The organism is Sphingomonas sp. (assembly GCF_045810705.1).
Classification (GTDB): domain Bacteria; phylum Pseudomonadota; class Alphaproteobacteria; order Sphingomonadales; family Sphingomonadaceae; genus Sphingomicrobium.
Window position 1 is genome coordinate 75,954 of the sequence record NZ_JBJMVI010000019.1, and the last position, 22,722, is coordinate 98,675.

Annotated in this window: 19 protein-coding genes and 1 pseudogene; 13 read left to right on the forward strand and 7 right to left on the reverse strand. The window is 60.4% G+C overall.

Going from position 1 to position 22,722, the window contains the following annotated elements:
• Window positions 1–9 precede the first annotated feature (9 nt).
• The 3 genes from ACJ8FR_RS09890 to ACJ8FR_RS09900 all read right to left on the reverse strand — a co-directional run bounded on the left by ACJ8FR_RS09890 (window position 10) and on the right by ACJ8FR_RS09900 (window position 5,271).
• Window positions 10–1,149: a glycosyltransferase gene (locus ACJ8FR_RS09890; RefSeq protein WP_407828463.1), complete on the reverse strand. Its 1,140-nt coding sequence runs from the start codon at window positions 1,147–1,149 to the stop codon at window positions 10–12.
• Window positions 1,146–3,479, reverse strand: coding sequence for a glycosyltransferase (locus ACJ8FR_RS09895; RefSeq protein ID WP_407828464.1), 2,334 nt, complete (start codon window positions 3,477–3,479; stop codon window positions 1,146–1,148). The genes ACJ8FR_RS09890 and ACJ8FR_RS09895 overlap by 4 nt, the downstream gene beginning before the upstream one ends.
• Before the next feature lie 91 nt (window positions 3,480–3,570).
• Window positions 3,571–5,271: an FkbM family methyltransferase gene (locus ACJ8FR_RS09900; protein WP_407828465.1), complete on the reverse strand. Its 1,701-nt coding sequence runs from the start codon at window positions 5,269–5,271 to the stop codon at window positions 3,571–3,573.
• 268 nt (window positions 5,272–5,539) lie between these two features.
• Between ACJ8FR_RS09900 and ACJ8FR_RS09905 the strand changes: the two are divergent.
• The 11 genes and pseudogenes from ACJ8FR_RS09905 to ACJ8FR_RS09955 all read left to right on the forward strand — a co-directional run.
• Window positions 5,540–5,734 (forward strand): annotated as a pseudogene (locus ACJ8FR_RS09905) (hypothetical protein); the annotation flags it as partial.
• A gap of 6 nt (window positions 5,735–5,740) precedes the next feature.
• Window positions 5,741–6,778 (forward strand): class I SAM-dependent methyltransferase, encoded by a 1,038-nt coding sequence (locus ACJ8FR_RS09910; protein WP_407828832.1) that lies wholly within the window; start codon window positions 5,741–5,743, stop codon window positions 6,776–6,778.
• Between the two features lie 4 nt (window positions 6,779–6,782).
• Entirely contained in the window at window positions 6,783–7,817 is a 1,035-nt protein-coding gene (gene gmd, locus ACJ8FR_RS09915) for a GDP-mannose 4,6-dehydratase (RefSeq protein ID WP_407828466.1), read from the forward strand.
• Between the two features lie 61 nt (window positions 7,818–7,878).
• Window positions 7,879–8,769, forward strand: coding sequence for a GDP-mannose 4,6-dehydratase (locus ACJ8FR_RS09920; protein ID WP_407828467.1), 891 nt, complete (start codon window positions 7,879–7,881; stop codon window positions 8,767–8,769).
• 4 nt (window positions 8,770–8,773) lie between these two features.
• Window positions 8,774–9,892: a glycosyltransferase family 4 protein gene (locus ACJ8FR_RS09925; RefSeq protein WP_407828468.1), complete on the forward strand. Its 1,119-nt coding sequence runs from the start codon at window positions 8,774–8,776 to the stop codon at window positions 9,890–9,892.
• Between the two features lie 56 nt (window positions 9,893–9,948).
• A complete protein-coding gene (locus ACJ8FR_RS09930) occupies window positions 9,949–11,097 on the forward strand; it encodes a polysaccharide biosynthesis/export family protein (RefSeq protein ID WP_407828469.1) in 1,149 nt (382 codons plus the stop codon).
• 215 nt (window positions 11,098–11,312) lie between these two features.
• Window positions 11,313–11,879, forward strand: coding sequence for a dTDP-4-dehydrorhamnose 3,5-epimerase (rfbC, locus tag ACJ8FR_RS09935; RefSeq protein ID WP_407828470.1), 567 nt, complete (start codon window positions 11,313–11,315; stop codon window positions 11,877–11,879).
• Window positions 11,879–12,940, forward strand: coding sequence for a dTDP-glucose 4,6-dehydratase (gene rfbB / locus ACJ8FR_RS09940; protein WP_407828471.1), 1,062 nt, complete (start codon window positions 11,879–11,881; stop codon window positions 12,938–12,940). The genes rfbC and rfbB overlap by 1 nt, the downstream gene beginning before the upstream one ends.
• Window positions 12,941–13,021: 81 nt before the next feature.
• The gene (gene rfbA, locus ACJ8FR_RS09945) at window positions 13,022–13,894 is read left to right on the forward strand and encodes a glucose-1-phosphate thymidylyltransferase RfbA (protein WP_407828472.1); all 873 of its coding nucleotides are present in this window, start codon (window positions 13,022–13,024) and stop codon (window positions 13,892–13,894) included.
• A 215-nt stretch (window positions 13,895–14,109) separates the two neighbouring features.
• On the forward strand, window positions 14,110–15,846 hold the full coding sequence (locus ACJ8FR_RS09950) for a capsule biosynthesis protein (protein WP_407828473.1): 1,737 nt from the start codon (window positions 14,110–14,112) through the stop codon (window positions 15,844–15,846).
• Window positions 15,843–17,192 (forward strand): capsule biosynthesis protein, encoded by a 1,350-nt coding sequence (locus ACJ8FR_RS09955; protein WP_407828474.1) that lies wholly within the window; start codon window positions 15,843–15,845, stop codon window positions 17,190–17,192. The genes ACJ8FR_RS09950 and ACJ8FR_RS09955 overlap by 4 nt, the downstream gene beginning before the upstream one ends.
• On the opposite strand, the gene ACJ8FR_RS09960 is transcribed toward ACJ8FR_RS09955, so the two are convergent.
• Both ACJ8FR_RS09960 and ACJ8FR_RS09965 read right to left on the reverse strand, forming a co-directional pair.
• Window positions 17,115–18,278 carry a glycosyltransferase family 4 protein gene (locus ACJ8FR_RS09960; RefSeq protein WP_407828475.1) on the reverse strand — a complete coding sequence of 388 codons (1,164 nt, stop codon included), beginning with the start codon at window positions 18,276–18,278 and terminating at the stop codon, window positions 17,115–17,117. The genes ACJ8FR_RS09955 and ACJ8FR_RS09960 overlap by 78 nt on opposite strands.
• Before the next feature lie 204 nt (window positions 18,279–18,482).
• The gene (locus tag ACJ8FR_RS09965) at window positions 18,483–18,737 is read right to left on the reverse strand and encodes a glutaredoxin domain-containing protein (protein ID WP_407828476.1); all 255 of its coding nucleotides are present in this window, start codon (window positions 18,735–18,737) and stop codon (window positions 18,483–18,485) included.
• Window positions 18,738–18,835: 98 nt separating this feature from the next.
• Here ACJ8FR_RS09965 and ACJ8FR_RS09970 point away from each other — a divergent pair, with 98 nt between their 5' ends.
• Window positions 18,836–19,990 (forward strand): aminotransferase, encoded by a 1,155-nt coding sequence (locus ACJ8FR_RS09970; protein ID WP_407828477.1) that lies wholly within the window; start codon window positions 18,836–18,838, stop codon window positions 19,988–19,990.
• On the forward strand, window positions 19,987–21,450 hold the full coding sequence (locus tag ACJ8FR_RS09975; protein ID WP_407828478.1) for an aldehyde dehydrogenase family protein: 1,464 nt from the start codon (window positions 19,987–19,989) through the stop codon (window positions 21,448–21,450). The genes ACJ8FR_RS09970 and ACJ8FR_RS09975 overlap by 4 nt, the downstream gene beginning before the upstream one ends.
• Here ACJ8FR_RS09975 and ACJ8FR_RS09980 read toward each other — a convergent pair.
• Together ACJ8FR_RS09980 and ACJ8FR_RS09985 are read right to left on the reverse strand one after the other, a co-directional pair.
• Window positions 21,415–22,263: an EAL domain-containing protein gene (locus ACJ8FR_RS09980; protein WP_407828479.1), complete on the reverse strand. Its 849-nt coding sequence runs from the start codon at window positions 22,261–22,263 to the stop codon at window positions 21,415–21,417. The genes ACJ8FR_RS09975 and ACJ8FR_RS09980 overlap by 36 nt on opposite strands.
• Window positions 22,260–22,649, reverse strand: coding sequence for a response regulator (locus tag ACJ8FR_RS09985; RefSeq protein WP_407828480.1), 390 nt, complete (start codon window positions 22,647–22,649; stop codon window positions 22,260–22,262). The genes ACJ8FR_RS09980 and ACJ8FR_RS09985 overlap by 4 nt, the downstream gene beginning before the upstream one ends.
• Window positions 22,650–22,722: the final 73 nt, after the last annotated feature.

A 22,722-nucleotide genomic window follows, 5' to 3' on the forward strand; every position in this document is an offset into this window, starting at 1 on the left:
TCGGTTGGCCTATTGGTTGCCAATCCAGTCTGCCGTCGCTGATCCGAACTGTTGCCATGTCGGCAGGCTGAGCTTGGAGGCTTCCTTCCAAGCTTTCTCCGCTTCACCGTCCCTCAGAAGCGCGCGCACCTCGTTGGCGATTTCATCCGGCGTCGCCTCATCGAGGAAGCGAACGCCACCCGATAGTCCCGCGACGCTCGGTACGCGGCGACTGACTATGCTGGGGATTCCGGCATACAGGCTTTCCACCGGTGGCAAACCATAGCCCTCCGTCGTGCTTGCATAAATGGTGGCCCGTGCACTTGACAGAATTTCCCCTATTTCGGTGTCCGTCGCGTTTTCAACGTGTCTAAAGTGCGGACATTGGGCACACTCTTCCAACTCGGCGCGAATTGCTTGCTCCGCTGCAAACACGCTGCCCACCAAGGTCAGCTCAACGGACAGATCATCGGCCCAAAGCTTCTTGAACGCTCGCAGGATGGATAGCTGATTCTTCCGGCCGTCGATCGAACCCAATACGACAAAATTGCGCTTCTTCTTATTGAAAGTCTGGCGGGACACCCGCAGTCCGTCGGCGCCAAGTGGGAGAACCGTTCCGCTTCGCTGTTCATCTCTTAGAATGCGCGTGGCCCAGTCGCGTCGCGTTGCGTCACTGATGAATGCTGCATTTTCAACATGTTGCGCAACGCGCAGATACCACATCAATGGGTGAGATCGTTGGACACCTATTAGATCCGGATATAACCAAGGGATAAAGTCATAGAAAAGAGCGTAGATCTTCTCCGGGTTCTGCGACAGCAGCCAGAGATAGTGACGGCAACGCGATTCGTCGAAGAAGACTTCAGGAATGAAGATCGTGCAGTCCTGCCGAACTACATTGCCTTTGTGACTGACGATCAGTTCCGATAAGCGCTCCCGGATCGCGGCCGTGGATGCCGATCGCGTAGCCTCATCCGGCTCGGTCAAATAGTAACTCACTGCTTCAGGCAGCTCGACTAGTCCCAGTTTCGGGTCGAAGCGGCAAAGGCGCAGCCGCCTGCTCCCGTTCCAATTGCGAATAACTTCGCGGGCGACGCGTTGAATCCCGGTGCGCACCGGATTGCTCACTAACTCGGTGATGTCGCAATAGATGGGCGATGCAGTGATCATGCGAAGCCCATTCCGTTCATGAGGCGCTTTGCGTAGGCGTCCACACTGTGCGCTTCGAGAAAGGCGTTGCGTTCCTCCTCATAGTCCGCGCGTCGGTCGCGATCGAATATTTCGAGGAGTTTCTCCGCCGCCAAAACTGGGCTCAACCCGTTCGGAATTCGAGCAACGTAGGACGGACTTTCCATTGCTTCAGCCAAGTGCTCATTCGCAATTGTTGGCACCCCGGCGGCGATCCCGTCCAGCATCGCTCCCGATAGGCCCCCGAACTCATAATTGCGCAGTTGAATGGCCGCATCGGCTGCGGCAAGATACGCTTGGTAGGTGCGCTCATCGACGACGCTCTCACTGAACCGTACCTTGCTTCCCATATCGATAAGGTCCGCGATGGACTGCAGGTAAGCCACCATGTTCGGCTGACTGTTGCCCACGAATGCAAGGCGGATCGGCACGCTCCAACGATGCATGATGCTGGCGGTCCAAAGGCATTCCTCTGGTGCCTTGTCAGGAACCAGATCACCAAGGCAGATCAATAGGCGGTCATCCTCGTCGTAACCGAGAAGTGCGCGGGCGCGTGCCTGTCCTTCGGCGCCCCGAAACTCAGGCGGCTGCGCGCGATATGTTGCAAAGGGAAGATCGATGGTTTCGCGACCGTACAAGTCTCTAATGATCTTCTGCGTGGTCGGTGAATGCACGAAAGTAGGTTGGGAAGCTTCCAGTATCTCGCTCAGGAATAGGATCGGCATGCTTCTCTGGTTCGCAATCCAGCCATGGATTTCCTCGATCGTCACCGGCCGTCCCAGTTCGTGGGAAGCTACTGCTCGAGCTCGATCGGCCCCCAACAGAGAGACATAGAAATGAAGCATCCGAGCATCATGAGCGATCGCAGCGCCGCCGTAGTTCAGGAGTAAGTTAAACGTTTGCAGGTGCAGGTGAGAGTTTCCCAAGACGGAAATCACGCCATCATAGTTGCGGTTGGTATAGGGTTCGGCCGATAGCGGCTGGATCATATTGAATGCGCGATTGATGATCCGACCGTTCGTTTCCGTGTACAGATCGAGATCTGCGTGCCGGGCCACCGCTGTCATCGTTGCCACCGTGTAGTCAGCGACGCCCGAGCGGTCAGGCGGCACCGGTGAGGCGATCGCCAGCCGAGGCTTGAAGTTCCGCTTGACGTAGGGCGCGCCCTGGACCGGCGCAATCGGCACCACATTCTCGAAATGCTGCTCAAAGAAGGCAGACCAAAACCGCTGCTGAACCTCCGGCAGCTGGAATCGCTTCCAAAAATTGCCTTGCCGTTTCGTTGCCAGCTCGCCTGCCCGTGGATCGAGAAACGATTCCATGAGGGCACGCGCGCGATCATAGTCATCCGGGTCGACCTGATATTCTGGCAGCGGCATCAGCTCGACCTGAGCGTCGCAATCGGCGACGATGACGGGGCAACCGTTCGCGTTGGCTTCGACTACCGGGATGGAGAAACCCTCCGCCCGCGAGGGGCAGACGGTTACCAAAGCACATTGGTAAAGCGTTGCCAGATCAGCATCGCTGATGCCGTCGATGAATTGCAACAAATGTGTGGCCCCACCTTCGCGCCGGTGCAAATCACACAATTCGCTATGATCGCCCTTGGAATAATGCCCGACGATTTTCAAAGAAACGTTCGAGCGACGAAGTAACGAACTTCTTGCATGTGCGCGAATCGGGAGCTCGACGTTTTTCCGCTTGTCACCTCCGCCAACAACCAGACAATAATGTTCGCCGCTTGGAACGCAGCTGCCGAACCGGATCACGCTTTCACGCACCGCTACGCCCGACACGTAACAATTGCGCGGCATCACACCGAGATTCTTTTGGAGTTCGCCTGACGTGAACTCCGAAATGCTGATGTAAGCGTCGTAGTCGTGAAGCACGGCTAAATTCGTCAGATATTCTTTGCGAGCAACGGGATCGGTCAAGTAATCGCTTGGAAAATCGAAGGGAATAAAATCATAGACAATCGAAATCGTGCGGATCGTAGGGTTTTCCAGGGCTTTGCTTAGCGGATGCGGCGAGTGCGTCATCGGCGAGAGCTGAAGCAGCGTCGAATTGCCTTTCATCGGCACGCTAAGCGCCTGCTCTCCGGCGAAAAGGGCCCGGGCGTTCGCCTCCAGAGGCGGGAGCGAGCGATCAACACAGGCGATCAGATGCGGCGTCACGCCGACAGGTGCGAACTCATGCGCTCCCGCCAGCACACTCAAGACATGCTGGCCAATGCCTCGCTCCCGAAAACGAGCATCCTGAAGGCAACGCGCGTCAACGTATATGCGCCAGATCGCTTCACCGTCCTTCTTCAAGAGATGTTCTCCACGAAATCATTTGGCCGCTGCAGCAAGAGGCATGTCGACGAACGAACGGTTGTCGTCGCGGCTGGTCTTCTCGGCCAAGCTACTGCGACTGTGAGGTTCGGCTCAGCCCGGGCGCCAGATCCGGGTGATCTGGAATCAGCTTCGACGATTCCAAGTAAACGTCCCGCGCTTCTGCCGGACGGCCAGACAGTTCAAGCATGTGACCAAGGTGAAGCAAAATGAGACCATCGCCCGGAGCTTTCGCCAGGGCTTCACGATAAGCATCCTCAGCAAGGTCAAAGATGCGTAACTGCGTCAGCATGTTCGCCATTTGCAAACATAGATCTGCACGGTCAGGTCGCAACGCATAGCTCCGCGCATAACCCTCTGCCGCTTCAGCGAAACGTCCGCCGTCGCGATCAGAGTCAGCACGCCGCACCCAAGCGCGACTTCGAAACCTGATGAGCCTTCGCCAAACGGGAACCGTGCGCGCCCTGGCGATACGCTGGGCCGTAGAATTCGGCGCGCTTCCAGGCGGCTCCATGCTGATCGGTTCATGCCCATGATCACCCGTCGTCGGGCCAGGATTGGGCGCGCCGCGTCCTCCCTCCAACCCGTCTATCACGCGCTCAGTCATCTCGATCATAGTGTTACGTGAAGCGCGTGCCGCAGATAGGCGCCTGCCGAGCAATCTCACTTCCGCTCTCGCTTCATCAACGCGCTTTTCTTGCTCGCGAAGCGCTGCCCTGGCGTCTTCGGCAGCCTCCTGCGAGGCAATGACCTCGGCGGCCTGCCGGCTCTGCTGCTCAACAAGCTTCGAGACGCCTTCCCCGACCTGCTCGATGACCGCCTCGATACTGTTGCCGCCGCGCCTGCCGCGGTCAGTGTGTTCGGCGTCGGAAATAAAGCCGGAGAGGTCACTAGCTATTGCGCGGAGGTGCGAAAAGTGTTCCGACTGCTCAGAAGTCAGCTTTTCAACCAGATCTTTCTGGGCTCGCAGGCCGGGACCCAAGTCACTTTCCAGAAAGCCGCGAACAGCCGAGCTTTCCGCCTCGACAACACGACCGACTTCCTGAGAAATGCTCTTGATCAGATCAGTGTTCTCATCTTTGCTCAAACTATAATGCTGGTACGGGTCGAATTTTCTAATACCGTCGAGAACGTTTACAGGGAACTGAAACGCACCGTTTCGATGAAGACTTTCTTCGCGCAAATAATAGGTATTTATTCCGTCGAAAAATATTTCGTGGTATCCAAAAGACTTCATATGATCCGCCCAGCCCGCATCTCGCCGTTGGTTCGTGTATGGGAGGCATGACTCGGCGATGATCAGCTCAGGCCGGATTGCGTGCCAATCCGTACTTCGCAAAATGTCCCATTCGGCGCCTTCGATATCCAGTTTCAGAAAATGGATATGCTTGTCAGCGGCATGATCTCGTACGACCGCCTCAAGCGTTGTTGAGTTAACCTTGTAGCTTTGAACCGACGGGCAATCCTCAGGTAGATTGGAGAGGGTCGTGGTCGAGGTTGCGGGATCGGAGGCGTTGTAATGAAAAACTGCTTCGCCCTCGCTGGTGGTAAGGGCGCAGGGAAGATTTACGTCGCGAACCCGCGAAGCAAAATTAGGAAACGACGGACCTGGCTCAAGATTAATTCCAGACCAACCCAAGTCATAAAGCATCTTGGTCACAGAATCGATGATAGGATCGAATGCTCCCACATCAATGTAGAATCCGTCGGTTACTTCACGAAAAGCTCTATAGATATAAACATCTTCAAAGTTTTGACTGAAGCTATACATGAACGAATTCGCTCGACTCTAAGTCGTCTCTGGACTGCCAAAACCGACCGTGGCGCGGCGTGGGTCAATATCCCAAGGTCAGGAGCACGTAAAGCGCGCCAGGGCAGACCAAGTGGACTCGACCGGGATATGTCAAACGATTGACACCCGACGCGACAGAGGCGACAGGGCCCGGCGTGCCGAGCGACTCACTGGCATTCTCAGCTTAATCTACTTTGCAGGATGATGGGTCCAACCCGGCCCAGTACCTCATCGACCGGAGAAAGACGTGTCGTCCTATAGGCAAATCGAACGATCACGTATTGGCCAGTGCGATAATCTCATCACGGTTCTTAATCTGGGCAATCAGGAGCTAACCGGCGTCTTCCCAAAGGGCCCTGCCGAGACAGTCACCCGTGGTCCGTTGGAGCTCGTGTGGGATCCGGACAGCGGCCTTTTGCAACTCAAACATTCGTACGAAGCGTCAGAGATGTACGGCGACAATTACGGCTATCGATCGGGCCTGAACCAGTCGATGGTCGATCACCTGTCGTCCAAGGTCGCATATCTCGAAAAGCTGGCAAACTTGAAGCCGGGCGACGCGGTGCTCGACATCGGCTCCAACGACTGCACCCTGTTGAAGGCTTACAGCGTTCCGCAGATTGAACGGGTTGGCATTGACCCGACGGGGAAGAAGTTCGCCTCTTATTACCCCGACGACGTCAAATTGGTGCCCGACTTCTTTTCGGCGGCGAACTACGCGACGACCAAGGCCCGTCCGGCAAAGATCATCACGTCAATCGCGATGTTCTATGATCTCGACGATCCCGTCGCATTTGCGCGCCAGATCAAGGACTGCCTGGCCGATGACGGTCTTTGGCATTTCGAGCAGAGCTACATGCCGTCGATGCTTCGACTGAACTCATATGACACCATCTGCCACGAGCATTTGGAATATTACTCGCTCGGAGTGGTGCAAACGATCCTTGATACTGCCGGTATGAAGGTCGTCGATGTGATCATGAACAATGTCAACGGCGGCAGCTTTGCCGTGACGGCTGCCAAGAAGACCAATTCCGGCATTCGGACAAACGACGCAGTCGTCAATTGGCTTCTGGAGCAGGAAGGCAGGATGGGCCTCAACACGCCCAAGCCCTATCGCGAATTCGAAGAGCGGGTCTTTCGTCACCGCGAAGACCTGACCCGGCTGATTCGCGCATTGCGCGCGGACGGCAAGACCATCCTGGGCTACGGCGCCTCGACCAAGGGAAACGTTGTCCTCCAGTTCTGCGGCTTCACGACCGAGGATATCCCAGCGATCGCCGACGTAAACCCAGAGAAATTCGGTCGGGTGACGCCAGGCACTCATATCCCGATCATCAGCGAAGCCGACGCTCATAAGATGAAACCCGATTATTATCTGGTCCTGCCTTGGCATTTCAAGGAAGGCATCCTCCGGCGAGAGAAGGAATATCTCAACTCCGGCGGAAAATTCATTTTCCCATTCCCCGAAATCGAGATCATCTAAGAAAATGAAAACGGCTGTTATTACCGGCGTTACCGGGCAGGACGGTGCATATCTTGCCGAGCTCTTGCTTGATAAAGGCTACAAGGTCTTCGGCGCGTACCGCCGTGCGGCTTCGACGAACTTCTGGCGGATGGACGAACTCGGGACAACGAGCCATCCGAACCTCAAGCTCGTGGATTTCGATCTGACTGACCTGGGTTCGTGCATTCGATTGTTTCAGGCCACCCAGCCCGATGAGATTTACAATCTTGCGGCGCAGAGCTTTGTCGGAATGTCGTTCGACCAGCCGGCGGCGACGGCCGCGATAACCGGGATCGGCGCACTACATCTCCTGGAAGCGATCCGGATTGTTGATCCGAAGATCCGTTTCTACCAGGCGAGCACGTCCGAAATGTTCGGACAGGTGCAAGCCGTTCCGCAAAACGAGGCTACCCCTTTCTATCCGCGCAGCCCCTACGGCGTCGCCAAGCTCTATGCCCACTGGATGACCGTCAACTACCGAGAGAGCTACGGCATCTTTGGCTGTAGTGGCATATTGTTCAATCACGAGAGCCCACTGCGTGGCCTGGAATTCGTCACCCGCAAGATCACCTCGGGGTTGGCGCGGCTAAAGCGTGGCAAGCTTGATCTGCTCATGCTTGGCAACCTCGACGCGAAGCGCGACTGGGGATTTGCCGGCGATTATGTCGAGGGCATGTGGCGGATGCTTCAAGCGGACGAGCCCGACACCTTTGTGTTGGCGACCAACCGAACCGAAACGGTTCGCGATTTTCTTCGAATGGCCGCAGCAAGCGCTGGTTTCGACCTGATCTTCGAGGGCTCGTCGGAAGAGGAAACCGCGATCGACAAGAATTCGGGGAAGATCGTGGCGAAGGTTGATCCGGCTTTGTATCGTCCAGCCGAAGTCGACCTGTTGATCGGCGATCCGTCCAAGGCCGAGTCCGTGTTGGGCTGGACGCCGATCGTCACCCTTGAACAGCTATGCCAAAGGATGGTCGAAGCCGATCTAAGGCGAGTTGATCAAGGCTGGATGTTCTAATCTGTCCGGAGTTGACCCCCATCGGCAAGGTTGTTCCAGGTTCGATCGCTAGGAACCACGCGTGAAGGCATTGGTTACGGGCATATCCGGCTTTACCGGACCATACCTGGCGAAAGCGCTAACCAAGCGCGGTATCTCCGTGGTCGGACTTGCCCATACCCCGACCGCGCTTCCGGACGTGGACCGCGTTCATGTGGTGGACGTTTCCAACGCTGGTGGCGTCCGCGACGTAATCTTGGCTGAAAAGCCCGATTTCGTCGTCCATCTCGCCGCAATCTCGTCCGTGGTCCATGACAATGTCGAAGAGATTTACCGCACAAATCTGATCGGTACGCGCAATCTGCTTGAGGCGCTCGCTTCGCTGGAGATCAAGCCAAAGTCCGTTCTCGTTGCGAGTAGCTCGAACGTATACGGCAATCGTAATGAGGGGATCATGCGCGAAGACATGACTCCTGATCCTGTGAACGATTATTCGGTGAGCAAGGTCGCCGCGGAGATGATCGCCGGCATGTATATGCCGCGCCTGCCGATCTGTGTCGTCCGGCCATTCAACTACACCGGGATCGGCCAATCGCCCTCATTCCTGATCCCGAAGGTCGTCGAGCACGTTCGAACACACCAGAAAATCATTCGGCTCGGCAATCTGGAGGTCGCTCGCGATTTCTCCGATGTCCGCTTTGTGACCGAGGCTTGCGCGCGGCTGCTGCATTGTCGCGACGCGGCCGGTCTTACCGTGAATGTCAGCTCCGGGCGGGCTTATCGTCTCGATGAGATTCTCCTGAAGGTCGCGTCGCTCAGCGGTCACGATCTCGAGGTCCAGATCGATCCCGAATTGGTCCGCGGCAATGAAGTACGTACCTTGTGGGGCGATTCCTCGCTCTTGGACCGGCTGATCGGACCGATCGATCGGATCCCGCTCGAGGAGACGCTTCGCTGGATGCTCGAAGCATGACGTCGTGCGCGTAACCCTTTGCGTCGACGCGCTCGAGCCGCAGCCCGGCGGCATCGGCCGCTACACCTGGGAGCTATGCAAGGGACTTCGGCATCACAGCGGCGTTTCACCGCTGTTTTTTGCCGGCAATCAGCTCGTCGAGGAACCGGGTCGCTTGCTTGTTGGCGAGAAGCGAAGGACCCGGCGCGGGCTGTGGGCGCTTACGTATGGCAGATGGCGTGCCCGGGAAGCGCTGCGGAACACCCTCGTGCATAGCCCCAACTACTTTCTTCCGGCTCATGTCGAGACCGGCGTCATCACGGTGCATGACCTTTCGGTCTTCCGCTATCCGGAGCTTCATCCGGCGGCTCGGGTCAGGGACTTTGAGCGGAACCTCCAGCGGTCGATCGACAAAGCATGCCACTTGATCACCGACTGCGACACGATCCGCCGGGAGGTGATAGAATTCGCCGCCATCCCGCCAGAGCGGGTAACTGCCGTGCCACTCGGAGTGTCCGAATCGTTCAGGCCCGTGCCGCTCGAGCGACGCGGACCAGCGCTCGAACGCTACGGCCTGCCTGATAACGGTTACGGTCTCACTCTTTCGACCCTCGAGCCGAGAAAGCGCATCGACCGTCTGCTGTCGGCGTGGCGGCGATTGCCTCGCCCGGTGCGAGACCGATTTCCGCTGGCGATTGGTGGCGCGGCGGGTTGGAACAACGAGGCGCTCCACGCGCAGATCCGAGACGGGGCCGCTGAGGGCTGGCTCATTCCGTTGGGCTACATCGCCGAATCGGACCTGCCGGCGATCTATTCGGGTGCTAGGGTCTTCGCGTATCCCTCCGTTTACGAGGGCTTTGGCTTGCCGCCGGTCGAAGCCATGGCTAGTGGGGCGCCGACCGTAATCGCCGCAGGCTCCTGCCTTACCGAAGTCACGAAAGGCGCTGCCTTAGCGACAAACCCGGACGATATCGAAGGCTTTGCCCAGACTCTTCTTCGGGCGCTGGTGGACGATCAGTGGCGAAGCGAGGCGATTTCAGCTGGCATTCAGGTCGCTACAAGGTACACGTGGACGCGTTGCGTTGCGGAAACTATTGCGATTTATCAACGCGTTAACAGTGGACTCAGGGGTGAGCAACAATGACCCGGAAATTTGCAAGCCGAATCTCCGCCGATGCGCGGATGTGTTTGGTCGTAGCGATGGGCCTGCTCGCCGGCTGCGCGTCCGTGGGTGCGTCAGGGCCGTCGACGGCTCAGATCGTAAAGGTGCGTCAGCAGCAAATCGAGAACTCAGGCATCAAACTTGTCGACGTCACGGATAGTGTCGCTCGACAGACTGCCGACTTCAACCGGCCGGCGCTTTTCTCCCAAGAGCTCGGGGACGGCTTTGCCGAACCGACGGTCATCGGCCCGGGGGATGTGATCGACATCAGCATCATCGAAGCGCCGCCGGCGGTACTTTTTTCGAGTGGCCTTTCAAATGCCCAGTTGCCGATCGGCGGCACGGTCCGCCCAACCACCGTTTCAACAGGCCTCGAGCTGCCGCAGCAAATGGTCGACCTGAACGGACGGATCACCGTACCATTTGCAGGCTCGATTCAGGCCTCTGGGCGGACGCCGCAGCAGATTGGGCAGGAGATTGTCAGCCGCCTGCGAGGCAAAGCTCATGACCCGCAGGCGATCGTGCGACGGGTCACCAATGCGAGCTCAACCGCCACCGTGCTCGGCGAAGTAGGGCAAAGCGGTCGCATACCGCTGACGGCCAAGGGCGAACGAATTCTGGACGTGCTTGCGACCGCCGGCGGAGCAAAGCAGCCCATTTCGAAGAGCGTGGTTCAGATTACGCGCGGCGATCGCAGCCTGACACTTCCGCTCACCACGGTCATCAGCGATGGTCGGCAGAACATTGTCCTCCAGCCAAACGACGTGGTGACAGTCTATTATCAGCCCTACAGCTTTACCGTTCTGGGGGCGACCGGGACCAACGCGGAGGTTCCGCTTGAGGGCACGACCGTGACTCTGTCGCAGGCTCTCGGCAGAGTCGGCGGCTTACAGGACAATCGCGCCGACATTCGGGGAGTTTTCGTTTTCCGGTTCGAGGATCCGAAGGCGCTTGATCCATCGCTGGTGGCTGGAGCGCGCGTCACTGCCGACGGCAAGATACCCGTGATCTATCGGGTCGATCTCAAGAATCCGGCAACTCTGCTTGTTGCGCAGACCTTCCCAATCAAGAACAAGGACGTGCTCTACGTCGCCAACACTCCCTTGTCCGATCTTGGCAAGTTCGTCGGGATCGTATCTTCCATGACCTACTCGCTGGTGAACCTGGGACATACGGTCGCCCAGTAGGGCTCGACGCCGCGGTAGCTTTGGTAACCAGCGCGGATAGCGCTCACAAGGTTGGCAAGCTGTCCGGCGCTGTGAATCAGTAGGGACAGGATCCACGACGTCGGCGCTTGCCAACTTCACGAACGCCCGCCGTGGAGCCAATTGCTTTTTCGCCCGAACGCCCCGATTGACCGGGCCTGGGCCGCCGCAGCCAGCTCCGATGCGAGGATCGAACATTGGAATTCCACGCGCTTGAACTTCCCGGACTAGTCGAAATCAGCCCGAGGCGGATCGAAGACGAGCGCGGTTACTTTTCCGAAACTTTCCGGAGCGACAGGTTCACCGATCAAGTCGGCTCCGTCGCGTTCGTTCAGGACAATGAGTCTCTCAACGTCCGAGCCGGTACCGTTCGCGGACTTCATTTCCAGTCCGCTCCCTTTAGTCAGGGCAAGCTGGTGCGCTGTCTCGCGGGCTCGATCTTCGATGTCGCCGTCGACCTTCGCGTGGATTCTCCCAGCTTCGGTCGCTGGTTGTCGCTGATCCTGTCACCAGAAAATAACAAACAGCTCTGGGTTCCCGCAGGCTTTGCCCACGGCTTCTGCACGCTCGAGGCCAATTCCATCCTGAGCTACCGGGTGACGGACTATTACAGCCCCGAGCATGACAGAGGCGTGGCGTGGGACGATCCGGACATCGCCATCGATTGGCCGTCGGTGGCCGACGCCGATACGCTGTCCGATAGGGATCGGACGCAGCCTCGACTTGCCGATTTGCCGCCCCACTTTCCGATGGACGATCATTGATGCGCGTAATGGTGACTGGGGGCGCGGGCTTCATCGGCTCGGCGCTGGTGCGATACCTGGTGCTCGAGCGGGGATACGAAGTGCTGAACGTCGACGCACTGACGTACGCCGGCAATCTCGATTCTCTAAGAGCCGTCGACGGACGAGCGAACTACCGCTTTCTTCATGCGAATATTTGCGACCGGCCGTCGATGGAACGGGCCGTCGCCGAGTTTGGGCCGGATCGGATCATGCACCTGGCAGCGGAAAGCCATGTCGATCGGTCCATCACCGGTGCAGCGGATTTTATCGCGACCAACATCATGGGGACGTTCACGCTGTTGGAGACGGCGCGGGCACACTGGTCCGAGCTCGACGAGGCAGCCAAGGCAGCGTTTCGGTTTCTCCATGTATCGACCGACGAGGTTTATGGCTCGCTCGGTCGCGAGGGCGTCTTCACTGAACATACGCCTTATGATCCGAGCTCACCTTATTCTGCCTCGAAGGCTTCTTCCGATCATTTGGCCAAGGCGTGGCAGCGGACCTACGGATTGCCCGTCGTGGTATCGAACTGTTCCAATAACTACGGGCCTTATCACTTTCCCGAGAAACTCATTCCCCTGACCATTTTGAACGCGCTCGCTGGAGAGCGGCTGCCGGTTTACGGCAAGGGCGAGAACGTGCGCGACTGGCTCTATGTCGAGGACCATGCTTGCGCCCTCGACCTGATTATCGAGCGCGGAAGACCGGGAGAAACCTACAACGTCGGGGGCCGCAATGAACGCTGCAACGTCGATGTCGTGCGAGCCATCTGCAGCGTGCTCGACCAAATCGCGCCGGCGAACCGGCCGCGGGAGGAGTTAATCGAGTTTGTCGCCGATCGGCCCGGGCACGATGCTCGCTATGCCGTCGATGCGTCCAAGCTGGAAAACGAACTGGGCTGGCGCGCTCAAGAGGATTTCAACAGTGGCATCGAGAAGACAGTACGCTGGTATCTCGACAACGATTGGTGGTGGAGACCGCTGCGCGAACGCTATTCTGGAGAAAGGCTCGGCCTCCCCAAGACGGCGGCCAAGGACTGAATTGCCAAACGTATGCCTGTCAGGGGGCGAGACGCTGATCACGACGCGCGTCAGTTCGACCGGCAAGGGAGGGGTGCATCGATGAAGGGAATCATTCTCGCCGGCGGAAGCGGCACCCGGCTCTACCCGATGACATTGTCGGTCTCGAAACAGCTGCTTCCGGTCTATGATAAGCCGCTGGTCTATTATCCGCTCACGACCTTGATGCTGGCTGGAATTCGCGACGTGCTGGTCATCACGACGCCGCATGACTCGTCACTTTTCCAGCAGCTGCTCGAAGATGGAGCACAGTGGGGAATGAGCATTTCCTACGCAGTCCAGCCCGAGCCGAAGGGACTGGCTCAAGCGTTCACCATCGGCGCTGACTTCGTTGCCGGCGGGCCCTCCTGCCTGGTTCTCGGCGACAACATCTTCTTCGGGCACGGTCTTCCCGAGGTCCTGGACCGCGCGCGACAGCGGGCCACCGGCGCGACCGTCTTCGCCTATCAGGTCGCAGATCCGGAGCGCTATGGAGTCGTCGAATTCGACCGGGAGATGCGCGCCTTGACCATCGAGGAAAAGCCGGCGCGGCCCAAGTCGAGCTGGGCTGTGACGGGTTTATACTTTTATGACGAGCAGGTCGTGGACATTGCGGGGAACATCGCGCCCTCGGCGCGCGGTGAGTTCGAGATAACTGACGTCAATCGCGTGTATCTCGACCGTCAGGAGCTTCAGGTCGAGTTGATGGGGCGCGGCTATGCGTGGCTCGACACAGGAACACCCGATAGCCTGCTGGAGGCGGCCTCTTTCGTCGGAACGCTCGAGCGCCGCCAGGGCACCAAGATCGCCTGCCCCGAGGAGATCGCCTTCCGCATGGGCTTCATCGATGACGGCGGACTCGACCGGGCGATCGAACGCCTTGGACGCAATAGCTATTCGCAATATCTGCACCGTTTGCGCCAGACGTCGCGCTGAACCCACTCCTGCGTTGACGAGCAGACCTGTGCCTTCGGCAATGGTCACGGGCCCTCGGCCGGAGCGGAGCCAACCTACGCGGCCCGCTGGGCGATGCTGTTGCAGGCAGGCAACAAAACACATTTACTTTTAGGTAACTCGGTTTGACCGCTCTTCCCGACTGCCAAATTAGATGCAGTCCGGCTTGACCGCAGCATCTCGAACGATAGTGAGCGTTGTGCTCGGCTGGGGATAAGTGTGGTTTCGGATTTGTGTCTATCCTTCTGGCGGACAATCGAATTTTGCGCGAACATGCGGACACCGGCGCCGGCCGTCGCTTGGCTCGTGCAGCCTTTGACGTGACCGCCGAGGTCAAATCTTTTCTTCGTATCCCGCCGTTCCCCGGCGCTCACCTCCGCCGGTTCACCAAAGTGAAACGCGCAGCTTTTAGTCGCGATGACTTGACGGCAGAGATCAGGCGCCTGCGCGTGGGCGGATGTTACTGGGGAGCACAGCCCAAGTTGCCCAATGATTATGTTCTTGCGTCGTCAAGGTCGAGGCTCGGGCCTGCGAAGGCGATCTCGTCAGGGCGCCCGGTCATCCTATGGGATCGCGCGGGGGATAGCTTCACGTCCACCACCGGCGTCATTAGCGGGGATTGCGATCCCTGGCACATGCTGTCCAAGGCCTCGGCTCTCGTTTCAGAGGCCGGAGACGAGCTACGCATCGTTGCTGCCCTGCTCAACCGCCCATGCTTCGATGTCGATGGCGCGACCGGCGACGCAAAGGCGGTCAGCATCGATCCGGGCGAGCTGCTTTCCGACGAATTGTCCGAAACGGCATTCGAAAATCCGTTCACTGGGGAGCCGATGGACGCGCTCGAGGTCGTCGGTCTATGCGGTTTTTGGCGCAATCTGATTGATTCGAATCGCGGCATCGAGGCTGGGATCGGCTTCGCCTTCTGGAAGCAGAGCCACGTCGCGCCGCTGCTGTGGAACGGCTCTCGTGAGTTCAAATTCATGCGCAATGCCGGAGGAATCCGGCGCGGCGCGGCGGTCGCCGTCTGGCGCGCAAAAGTGGCGGCGGAGACCAGCTCCGAGCTCGAACGGACGGGAGCGACTCCCGTTGAGGTCGAAGACGGCTTCCTTCGTTCGCAGGGTCTCGGCGCCGATTGCATTCCCCCGCTGTCGATCACCGTCGATCGGCTCGGTGCATATTTCGATCCCTCATGTGCCAGCGAACTCGAATGCCTACTCCAGGAGGGTGAATTTGATGAGCCGCTATTGGAGCGCGCCGCCGAGCTGCGGCGGCTGATCGTCGAGGCGGGACTCGGCAAGTATGGACGGGGCAATGCGGTGCTCGACCGACCTGCGGGCGAGCGGCGGCACATTCTTGTGCCAGGGCAGGTCGAGGATGACCGTGCGGTAACCGCCGGCGGTTGCGGCCTGGTATCCAATCTCGAATTGCTGAAAAGGGTGCGCGAGCAAGCCCCCGACGCCTATATCCTCTACAAACCGCATCCGGATGTCATTGCCGGCCACCGGCGGGGCGCAATTCCGCAAGCCGCATGCCTTGAACAAGCTGATCAGATTGTTGGCGACCTGCCGATCAGCTCGCTGATCGCAATGGTCGACGAGATCCACGTCAACACGTCGCTAGCCGGGTTCGAAGCTCTTCTGCGGGAAAAACCGGTTACCACCTACGGCGTTCCGTTTTATGCCGGGTGGGGGCTCACGCGAGATCTCGGGCCAGTACCTCCGCGGCGAAGCAAGGCACGCACACTCGACCAGCTCGTGGCGGCAACGCTGCTCCTCTACCCGCGCTATCTCGATCCAGTTACGGGACTTCCGTGCCCGGCAGAAGTCGTTGTGTCGCGCCTCAGTGCCAATGATAGGCGGGACCCCGGCGCGCTGGTCAAAGTGCGCCGGTTGCAGGGCAGGCTGATGCGGCGCTTGAGGGGGCGGATCCAATGAATCGTCCGGCCGGCAATCTTAGCCTGCTTATGCGGGGCCTTCCCATCCGCCTCAGCGAACCTCGTCGCCCGAGCCCGCCCAGGCCGCAGCCCGAACGACGCGCGTTCTTATTCCTCCAGGGGCCGCCGGGCCCGCTGCTTTACCTGCTGGCCACGGCGATGCGCGAGCGCGGGATGAAGGTTGAACGAATTAACATCTGCGCGGGCGATCGAATCGATTGGCCCGAGCCCGCGACCGATTTCCGCGGCCGTTTCCACGATTGGCCCGTGTTCTTCGACAATTTCCTGCGCGAACACGAAATCACCGACATCCTGCAGTTCGGCGATTGCCGGCCTTACCATATGTCGGCGCGCCGGATTGCCGCTCTTCGCGGCGTCCACACCTACGTTCTGGAGGAGGGCTATCTCAGGCCCCACTGGATGACCCTCGAGCTCGATGGTGTGAACGGCTATTCGAAGCTAGCGCGCAAGAAAGAATGGCTGATCGAGCAGGCGAGGGCGCTTCCGCCCGAACCCTTCCTGGCGCCGGTGACCGCCAACTTCCGCCGTCGCATCCGCGACACCGCCAAGCACTATGTTGCGGTTCACATCGGTCGGCTCGCCTATCCATTCTACCGCACGCACCGTCCTGGCTCGGCCTTGATGGAAGCCGTCGGTTGGGGTTGGAAATATCTCGTCCGGGGTGTGAGCGACGGGCACGCCAAGACCGTGCTGCATATCTTGTCCGACAAACCCTTCTTTCTCTTCCCGCTGCAGCTTTCCGGCGACTATCAGATCCGGAATCATTCGCCTTTTCCGAACATGCGGTCGGCCGCGGCCTATGTGATGGAAAGCTTTGCGCGGCATGCGCCCGAGGAGGCGCACCTCCTCATCAAGGCGCATCCCTTCGATATGGCGTCTATGAACTGGCGCCGATACGTCAACCGCAGCGCGCAGCGCCTCGGGATTGTGCAGCGCGTCCATTTCATCGACGGGGGCGACCTCGAACAGCTTGCCGCCGATACGAGCGGGATGGTGTGCGTGAACAGTACGTCGGCGACCCTGGCGCTTGCCGCCGGCAGCCCGGTTTGCGCGTTGGGCGACGCCATCTACAATGTCCCTGGCCTGACCTTTGCAAGGCATCTCGACGAATTCTGGTCGGATCCGATACCGCCGGAGCCGGGACTCTACGGTGCCTTTCGCCGTGTCCTTGTCGACCGTTGCCTCGTGCGTGGTGGGGTCGCGAGCGAATCGGCGGTGAATACGCTTATCGAGTCGATACTTGCGCGCTTAGGCTGCTGCCCCGAGCGTATGGAGCCAACCTTCGACCGCGTCAAAGTGGCCGACCCAATCGGGTACGCTGAATGATTTCATGCGCGTCACCTGCGCCTCGCGAGCGGCGCTGGCGTCTTGCGAATAGTCCAAGATCGCAGCTTCCCAGCCAACGCTGTCGAGCGGACTAAGATAGGTCGGAATATCTGCGGCAAGCTCCCGGAAAACGGGAAGGTCGCTGGCGATGACCGGCGCGCCCAATCCCAAGGCTTCGATCAACGGGAGTCCGTAGCCCTCGGCGTGGCTCGGAAAGAGCAGCGCCCGCGCTGTCGCAAGATGTCCAGCGAGTTCCTCGTCCGAGCAGTTGTTCATCTCAACCACGTGTCCGCGCAGTTTGTCGTTGCGGTCGAGCAGCTCGAAAACCGACTCGGCCTCCCACCCGCGCTGACCGATAATCAGCAGCCGGGGTGCGGCGCTCCCCAAACGGCCAACGATGCGCGACCAGATTTCGAGCAGCAGCAGATGGTTCTTGCGCGCCTCTATTGTTCCGACGGTGACAAACGTCGGACGCGACGTTGGCGATACGTTCACTGCGCGAAGCGGCTCGCTGCCCAGCCACGCGGCAATTCCAGGTGGACTAGGCAGCTCCTCGGCTCGGGCAAAGCCGGCCAGTTCATCAAGCGTCGCCTGGCTGTTCCCGATCACGCCCGCCGCTGTCGTCAGCACCGTTTGCATTCGCTCGCGATGCCGGGCGGCTTCGGCGGCGCGGCAGTATTCCGGGTGCGTAATCGGGATCAGGTCGTGCACCAAGTAGACCGGCTTCACGTCGGCATTGCGAATCCACTCGCGAAATGCGTTCGAATTGAGCCCGGTATGGCCGATGTTCAGATAAGGGCGACTGCGGCCGTTGTCGCTCCATCGCCCGAAGTTTTGGAGCGCGCCGAGCGCGAGAGCGGCCTTGAATCCCGTTCCCGGACTGTCGAGTAGGGCGAACAGCTCCCGCGATGCGTCGCGATCAAGAATATGCCGGAACCGATCATGTTGGATGACCGCCTGCGCTTTCGGCGCGAAATGCCGGAGATAGGCGAGACAGGCGCGATCGATGCCGGTCGGCAGCCGGCCTCTCCAGCGGCGCCATACCAATCGGCTGACATCGAGCAAGATGGGCGCGTCGTCAGTCACTCGATCAGGCTGGATGAGGGGAAGGAGGCCTGGCCATTCCAATAAGCTTGGCGTTCGTCAACGGAATTCCGATTGTGAAGCAATGATGCGTTGTGCGCCAACGAGTTAGAGAGCGCAGACGTCATGTTACAGACTTGCAGTTGATGGCCGCGTCCCGCAATCAAGTATTCGGTCAACCGTGGCGGGGCTCGAATTCGCGCTCGGCTAGTTCTGCTTCACGCGCTCGAGGTAAGTAGCAAGCTCCTCGCTGTCGCCGATCCGCTCGCCGTCGATGAAGACCTGCGGAGTCGTCGCGACATCATGCTCCGCCTGGAAGTCGTCGACCTGCTCGCGCGTGGTCAGCAAATGCTCGTCGACGTCGAAGCCGGAATCTTCGAGCATGCGCCTGGCGAGCAGCCCATAGGGGCATTCGTGGGTCGGCAACTTCATCCGGTAGAGCACGGCTTTACGCTGGGACATTCAGGGCCATCCTGGCTTGAGGTTTGAGCGCCAATGCGCGCGCGACCCGAAAGTTGCCTCGCTCGCGGTCGGCTGTCTGCCGCGCTATGCCGGCCGCAATGAACCCGCTCTACCAGCAGATGAAGACCAGCGTCTTCGAACGGATGTCGCTCGCCGCGACCCAACATGGGGCGGTAAACCTCGGCCAGGGCTTCCCCGATTTCGGCTGGCCGGACGAAATTCTCGAGGCGGCCGCGCGCGCGCTCATGGAAGGGTCGAACCAATATGCGCCGTCGCGTGGCCTGCCGGTGCTGCGCGAGGCGGTCGCGGCGCATTACCAGCGGCACTTCGGCCAGCCGCTCGAGGCCGACAACGTCTGCGTCACCAGCGGTGCGACCGAGGCGCTCGGCGCCGCGATCCTCGCGACAGTGCAGCCCGGCGACGACGTGGTCATCTTCACGCCAGCTTACGACAGCTATGCGCCGATGATCCGCCGCGCCGGCGCAACCCCGGTCGAAGTCGCGCTACAGCCGCCGGCGTGGCGGCTCGACCACGCGGCGCTGGAGGCGGCGATCGGGCCGAAAACCAGCGCCATCCTGTTCAACAATCCCCACAATCCCGCGGGGCGACTGTTCGACGCCGATGAGCTGGAGACGCTCGCTGCGATCGCGCGCGAGCACGACTTGATCGTGATCAGCGACGAAGTGTGGGAGCATGTGCTGCTCGACGGACGCCGCTTCACGCCGCTCGCGAGGCTGCCAGGCATGGCCGAGCGGACGATCAAGATCGGCTCCGCGGGCAAGATCTTCTCGCTGACCGGATGGAAGATCGGCTGGATCATCGCTCCGCCGGAATTGGCGACCGTGGTCGCGCGCGCTCACCAATTCCTGACTTTCGCGACCGCTCCCAACCTCCAGTCGGCGGTGGCGTTCGGCCTTAACGAGGGCGGTGCCTGGATTCAGCCGATGCAGGACCGGTTCCAACGCGCACGCGACCGAATGACGAGCGGGTTGCGGACGGCCGGCTATGCAGTGCTGGACGCGACCTCGACCTATTTCCTGTGCGTCGACCTCGCGGCCTCTGGTTTCGGCATCGAGGACGAGGCGTTCGCACTAGGCGCAGTCGAGCGGGCCGGCGTCGCCGTTGTCCCGCTGTCCGCCTTCGCCGAGCGCGATCCGCCGCGGCACCTGGTTCGCTTGTGCTTCGGCAAGAAGGACGAAACTATCGATGCCGGGGTGGCCGCGATGGCGCGAGCGAAGGAGTTGCTGGCATGAGCCCCGCCGAGGAAACAAGCGATCTATTGCATCAGTTCGGATTCGCTAGCTCGGGCGAGCTCGTCAGCCGATCACCGATCGACGGTGCGGAGATCGGACGGGTTGCGATTGGCGATGCTGCCGAGGCCGCGGCGCGTGCCGCGCAAGCCTTCCTGCAGTGGAGGAGCGTCCCAGCACCGCGCCGCGGAGAGCTCGTGCGGCTGCTCGGCGAGCAGCTTCGAGCCGCCAAGGAGCCGTTGGCGCGCCTCGTAACCATCGAATCCGGCAAGATCCTCGCCGAGAGCCTCGGCGAAGTGCAGGAGATGATCGACATCTGCGACTTCGCCGTCGGGCTGTCGCGCCAGCTCTATGGTCTCACCATCGCCAGCGAGCGGTCCGACCACCGGATGATGGAGCAATGGCACCCGCTCGGGCCGGTGCTGGTGATCAGCGCGTTCAACTTCCCGGTGGCGGTGTGGGCGTGGAACGCCGCGCTGGCGCTGGTCTGCGGTGACCCGGTGATCTGGAAACCGAGCGAGAAGACGCCGCTGTGCGCCGAAGCAGTGATGGCGCTGGTCCGGCGCGCGCTGGACCGCTTTGGCGACGCGCCCGACGGGCTGATCCAGCCCATCCAGGGCGGCCGCGAGGTCGGCGAGGCGCTGGTCGATGATGCGCGCATTGCTTTGGTGTCGGCGACGGGCTCGACGGCAATGGGCCGAGTGGTCGGGCCGCGTGTCGCGCAGCGATTCGGCCGTGTGCTGCTCGAGCTCGGCGGCAACAATGCGATGATCGTCGCGCCGAGCGCCAACCTCGAGCTGGCGAGCCGCGCGATCCTGTTTTCGGCAGCGGGCACGGCCGGGCAGCGCTGCACGACGCTGAGGCGGTTGATCGTTCACGAAAGTGTCGCGGACCAGCTTGTCGCGCGGGTCCGCGAATTGTTCGCCCAGGCCAAGATCGGCGACCCTCGCGATCCGGGAACCCTGATCGGGCCGCTGATCGACGAAGCCGCGTTCAATGCCATGGAGGTCGTTCTCGGCGACCGGATCGAGCGTGTCGAAGCCGTATCCGGCGGTTCCTACGTGCGTCCAGCGATCGTCGAGGTCGAGGCGCAGAAGGACCAAGTGCTCCAGGAGACGTTCGCACCCATCCTCTATGTATTGCGCTATGCCGACCTTGGGGAGGCAATCGCGCTGAACAATGCTGTTCCCCAAGGCCTCTCGTCCTCGATCTTCACGAGCGACCTCGGGGAGGCCGAGCGGTTCATGTCGGCGGCCGGCTCCGACTGCGGGATCGCCAACGTCAATATCGGGCCATCGGGCGCGGAGATCGGCGGCGCCTTCGGTGGCGAAAAGGAAACCGGTGGCGGCCGCGAGAGCGGCTCGGACAGCTGGCGCGCTTACATGCGGCGCCAGACCAACACGATCAATTACGGGTCGGATTTGCCGCTAGCCCAGGGAATCCGCTTCGACATCGCCCCATAGAGCGAGCCTCTCCTCCGCGATCATCGCAGGCCAGGCGCGCCGGAATTTGCTTGTCCAGGCCTTGAGCGCGGTCGGTTCGAGCGGCGGCGAGACAAGATAGCCCTGGACATAGTCGCAGCCGAGCTCACGCACGATGCGCAGCTGCTCGATCGTCTCCACCCCCTCGGCGGTCGTGGTGAGGCCGAGGCCTTTGGCGAGCTCGGCAACGCTTTGGATGATCAGCCGGCAGTCGCGCGAGTGGGGTGCGTCGGCAATGAACGCCTGATCGATCTTCACTTCAGTAAAGGGCAGCTGGCGAAGCTGCATAAGCGAAGAATAGCCGGTCCCGAAATCGTCGATCGCAAGGCCGATGCCCTTGATCCGGAACCGGGTCAGGGCGTCCATCATCTTGACCAGCGGCTGGGTTGCGCCCTCGGTCAGTTCGAGCACGATGCGATCGGTGGGAACATTGAGGCCGCGGCACATTCGCTCGACTAGGTCGGGGAAGTCGAGATGCTGCAGGCTCAGCGCTGAAATGTTGAAGGCAATGCACGCGTCGATGCCCTCCTGACGCCAGTCGAGCCATTGCCGCAGGATCCTGCGCAGCCCCCATTGGGTGAGGTCGTCGATCAGCCCATGCTGCTCAGCCAAGGGCACGAACCGCGCGGGACCTACCGTGCCGAGCTCAGGGTCGTCCCAGCGGACCAGCGCCTCTACCTGTGCAAGGCTGCCGTCGCGCATCGACACTTTGGGCTGATAGACCATGTGCAAGGCTTGGCGCTCAAGGGCCAACTGCAGGCCGTCGACCAGCCGCATCTCGGCCTTGGCGGTCATTGCACCAGCGCCGCCTTGAGCTTGGACAGCAGCTCTTCGAGAACTTCGAAGCGCACCGGCTTTTCGACCGGCCCGACCATGTTCAGCCCAAGCGCTTCGCCGAGCCGGAAGGCGGATTCGAGGACGCGCCGGTCGAAACCGCTGACGATCAGCACCGGGCCACGGTAATTCTGGTCGGCAAGAAAGCGCGTAAGCTCTACCCCATCCATCCCAGGCATGCCGAGATCGAGCGCGACCATTTCCGGCTGGCTGGCGATGAACGCCTCGCGAAACTGTTCATCGCGCTCGGTGATGATGGGGTCGAACCCGCACGCGCGGGCTGCGTTCGCCAGATAGTCGGCGAGTGCCGGTTCGTCATCGATCAGCAGCAGGCGAGGCTGCGGCATGAACTCGTCTCTCCCCTTCAGCGGCGTAGGCAGCAACAACGCGTCAGACAAGCTTTCTCAACGCCTTTTTAAC

Coding starts and splice junctions, on each gene's coding strand:
- ACJ8FR_RS09890 (WP_407828463.1), bottom strand. CDS start 1,149: ATGATCACTGCATCGCCCATCTATTGCGACATCACCGAGTTAGTGAGC.
- ACJ8FR_RS09900 (WP_407828465.1), bottom strand. CDS start 5,271: ATGTATAGCTTCAGTCAAAACTTTGAAGATGTTTATATCTATAGAGCT.
- ACJ8FR_RS09910 (WP_407828832.1), top strand. CDS start 5,741: ATGTACGGCGACAATTACGGCTATCGATCGGGCCTGAACCAGTCGATG.
- gmd (WP_407828466.1), top strand. CDS start 6,783: ATGAAAACGGCTGTTATTACCGGCGTTACCGGGCAGGACGGTGCATAT.
- ACJ8FR_RS09930 (WP_407828469.1), top strand. CDS start 9,949: ATGGGCCTGCTCGCCGGCTGCGCGTCCGTGGGTGCGTCAGGGCCGTCG.
- rfbB (WP_407828471.1), top strand. CDS start 11,879: ATGCGCGTAATGGTGACTGGGGGCGCGGGCTTCATCGGCTCGGCGCTG.
- rfbA (WP_407828472.1), top strand. CDS start 13,022: ATGAAGGGAATCATTCTCGCCGGCGGAAGCGGCACCCGGCTCTACCCG.
- ACJ8FR_RS09955 (WP_407828474.1), top strand. CDS start 15,843: ATGAATCGTCCGGCCGGCAATCTTAGCCTGCTTATGCGGGGCCTTCCC.
- ACJ8FR_RS09965 (WP_407828476.1), bottom strand. CDS start 18,737: ATGTCCCAGCGTAAAGCCGTGCTCTACCGGATGAAGTTGCCGACCCAC.
- ACJ8FR_RS09970 (WP_407828477.1), top strand. CDS start 18,836: ATGAACCCGCTCTACCAGCAGATGAAGACCAGCGTCTTCGAACGGATG.
- ACJ8FR_RS09975 (WP_407828478.1), top strand. CDS start 19,987: ATGAGCCCCGCCGAGGAAACAAGCGATCTATTGCATCAGTTCGGATTC.
- ACJ8FR_RS09980 (WP_407828479.1), bottom strand. CDS start 22,263: ATGACCGCCAAGGCCGAGATGCGGCTGGTCGACGGCCTGCAGTTGGCC.
- ACJ8FR_RS09985 (WP_407828480.1), bottom strand. CDS start 22,649: ATGCCGCAGCCTCGCCTGCTGCTGATCGATGACGAACCGGCACTCGCC.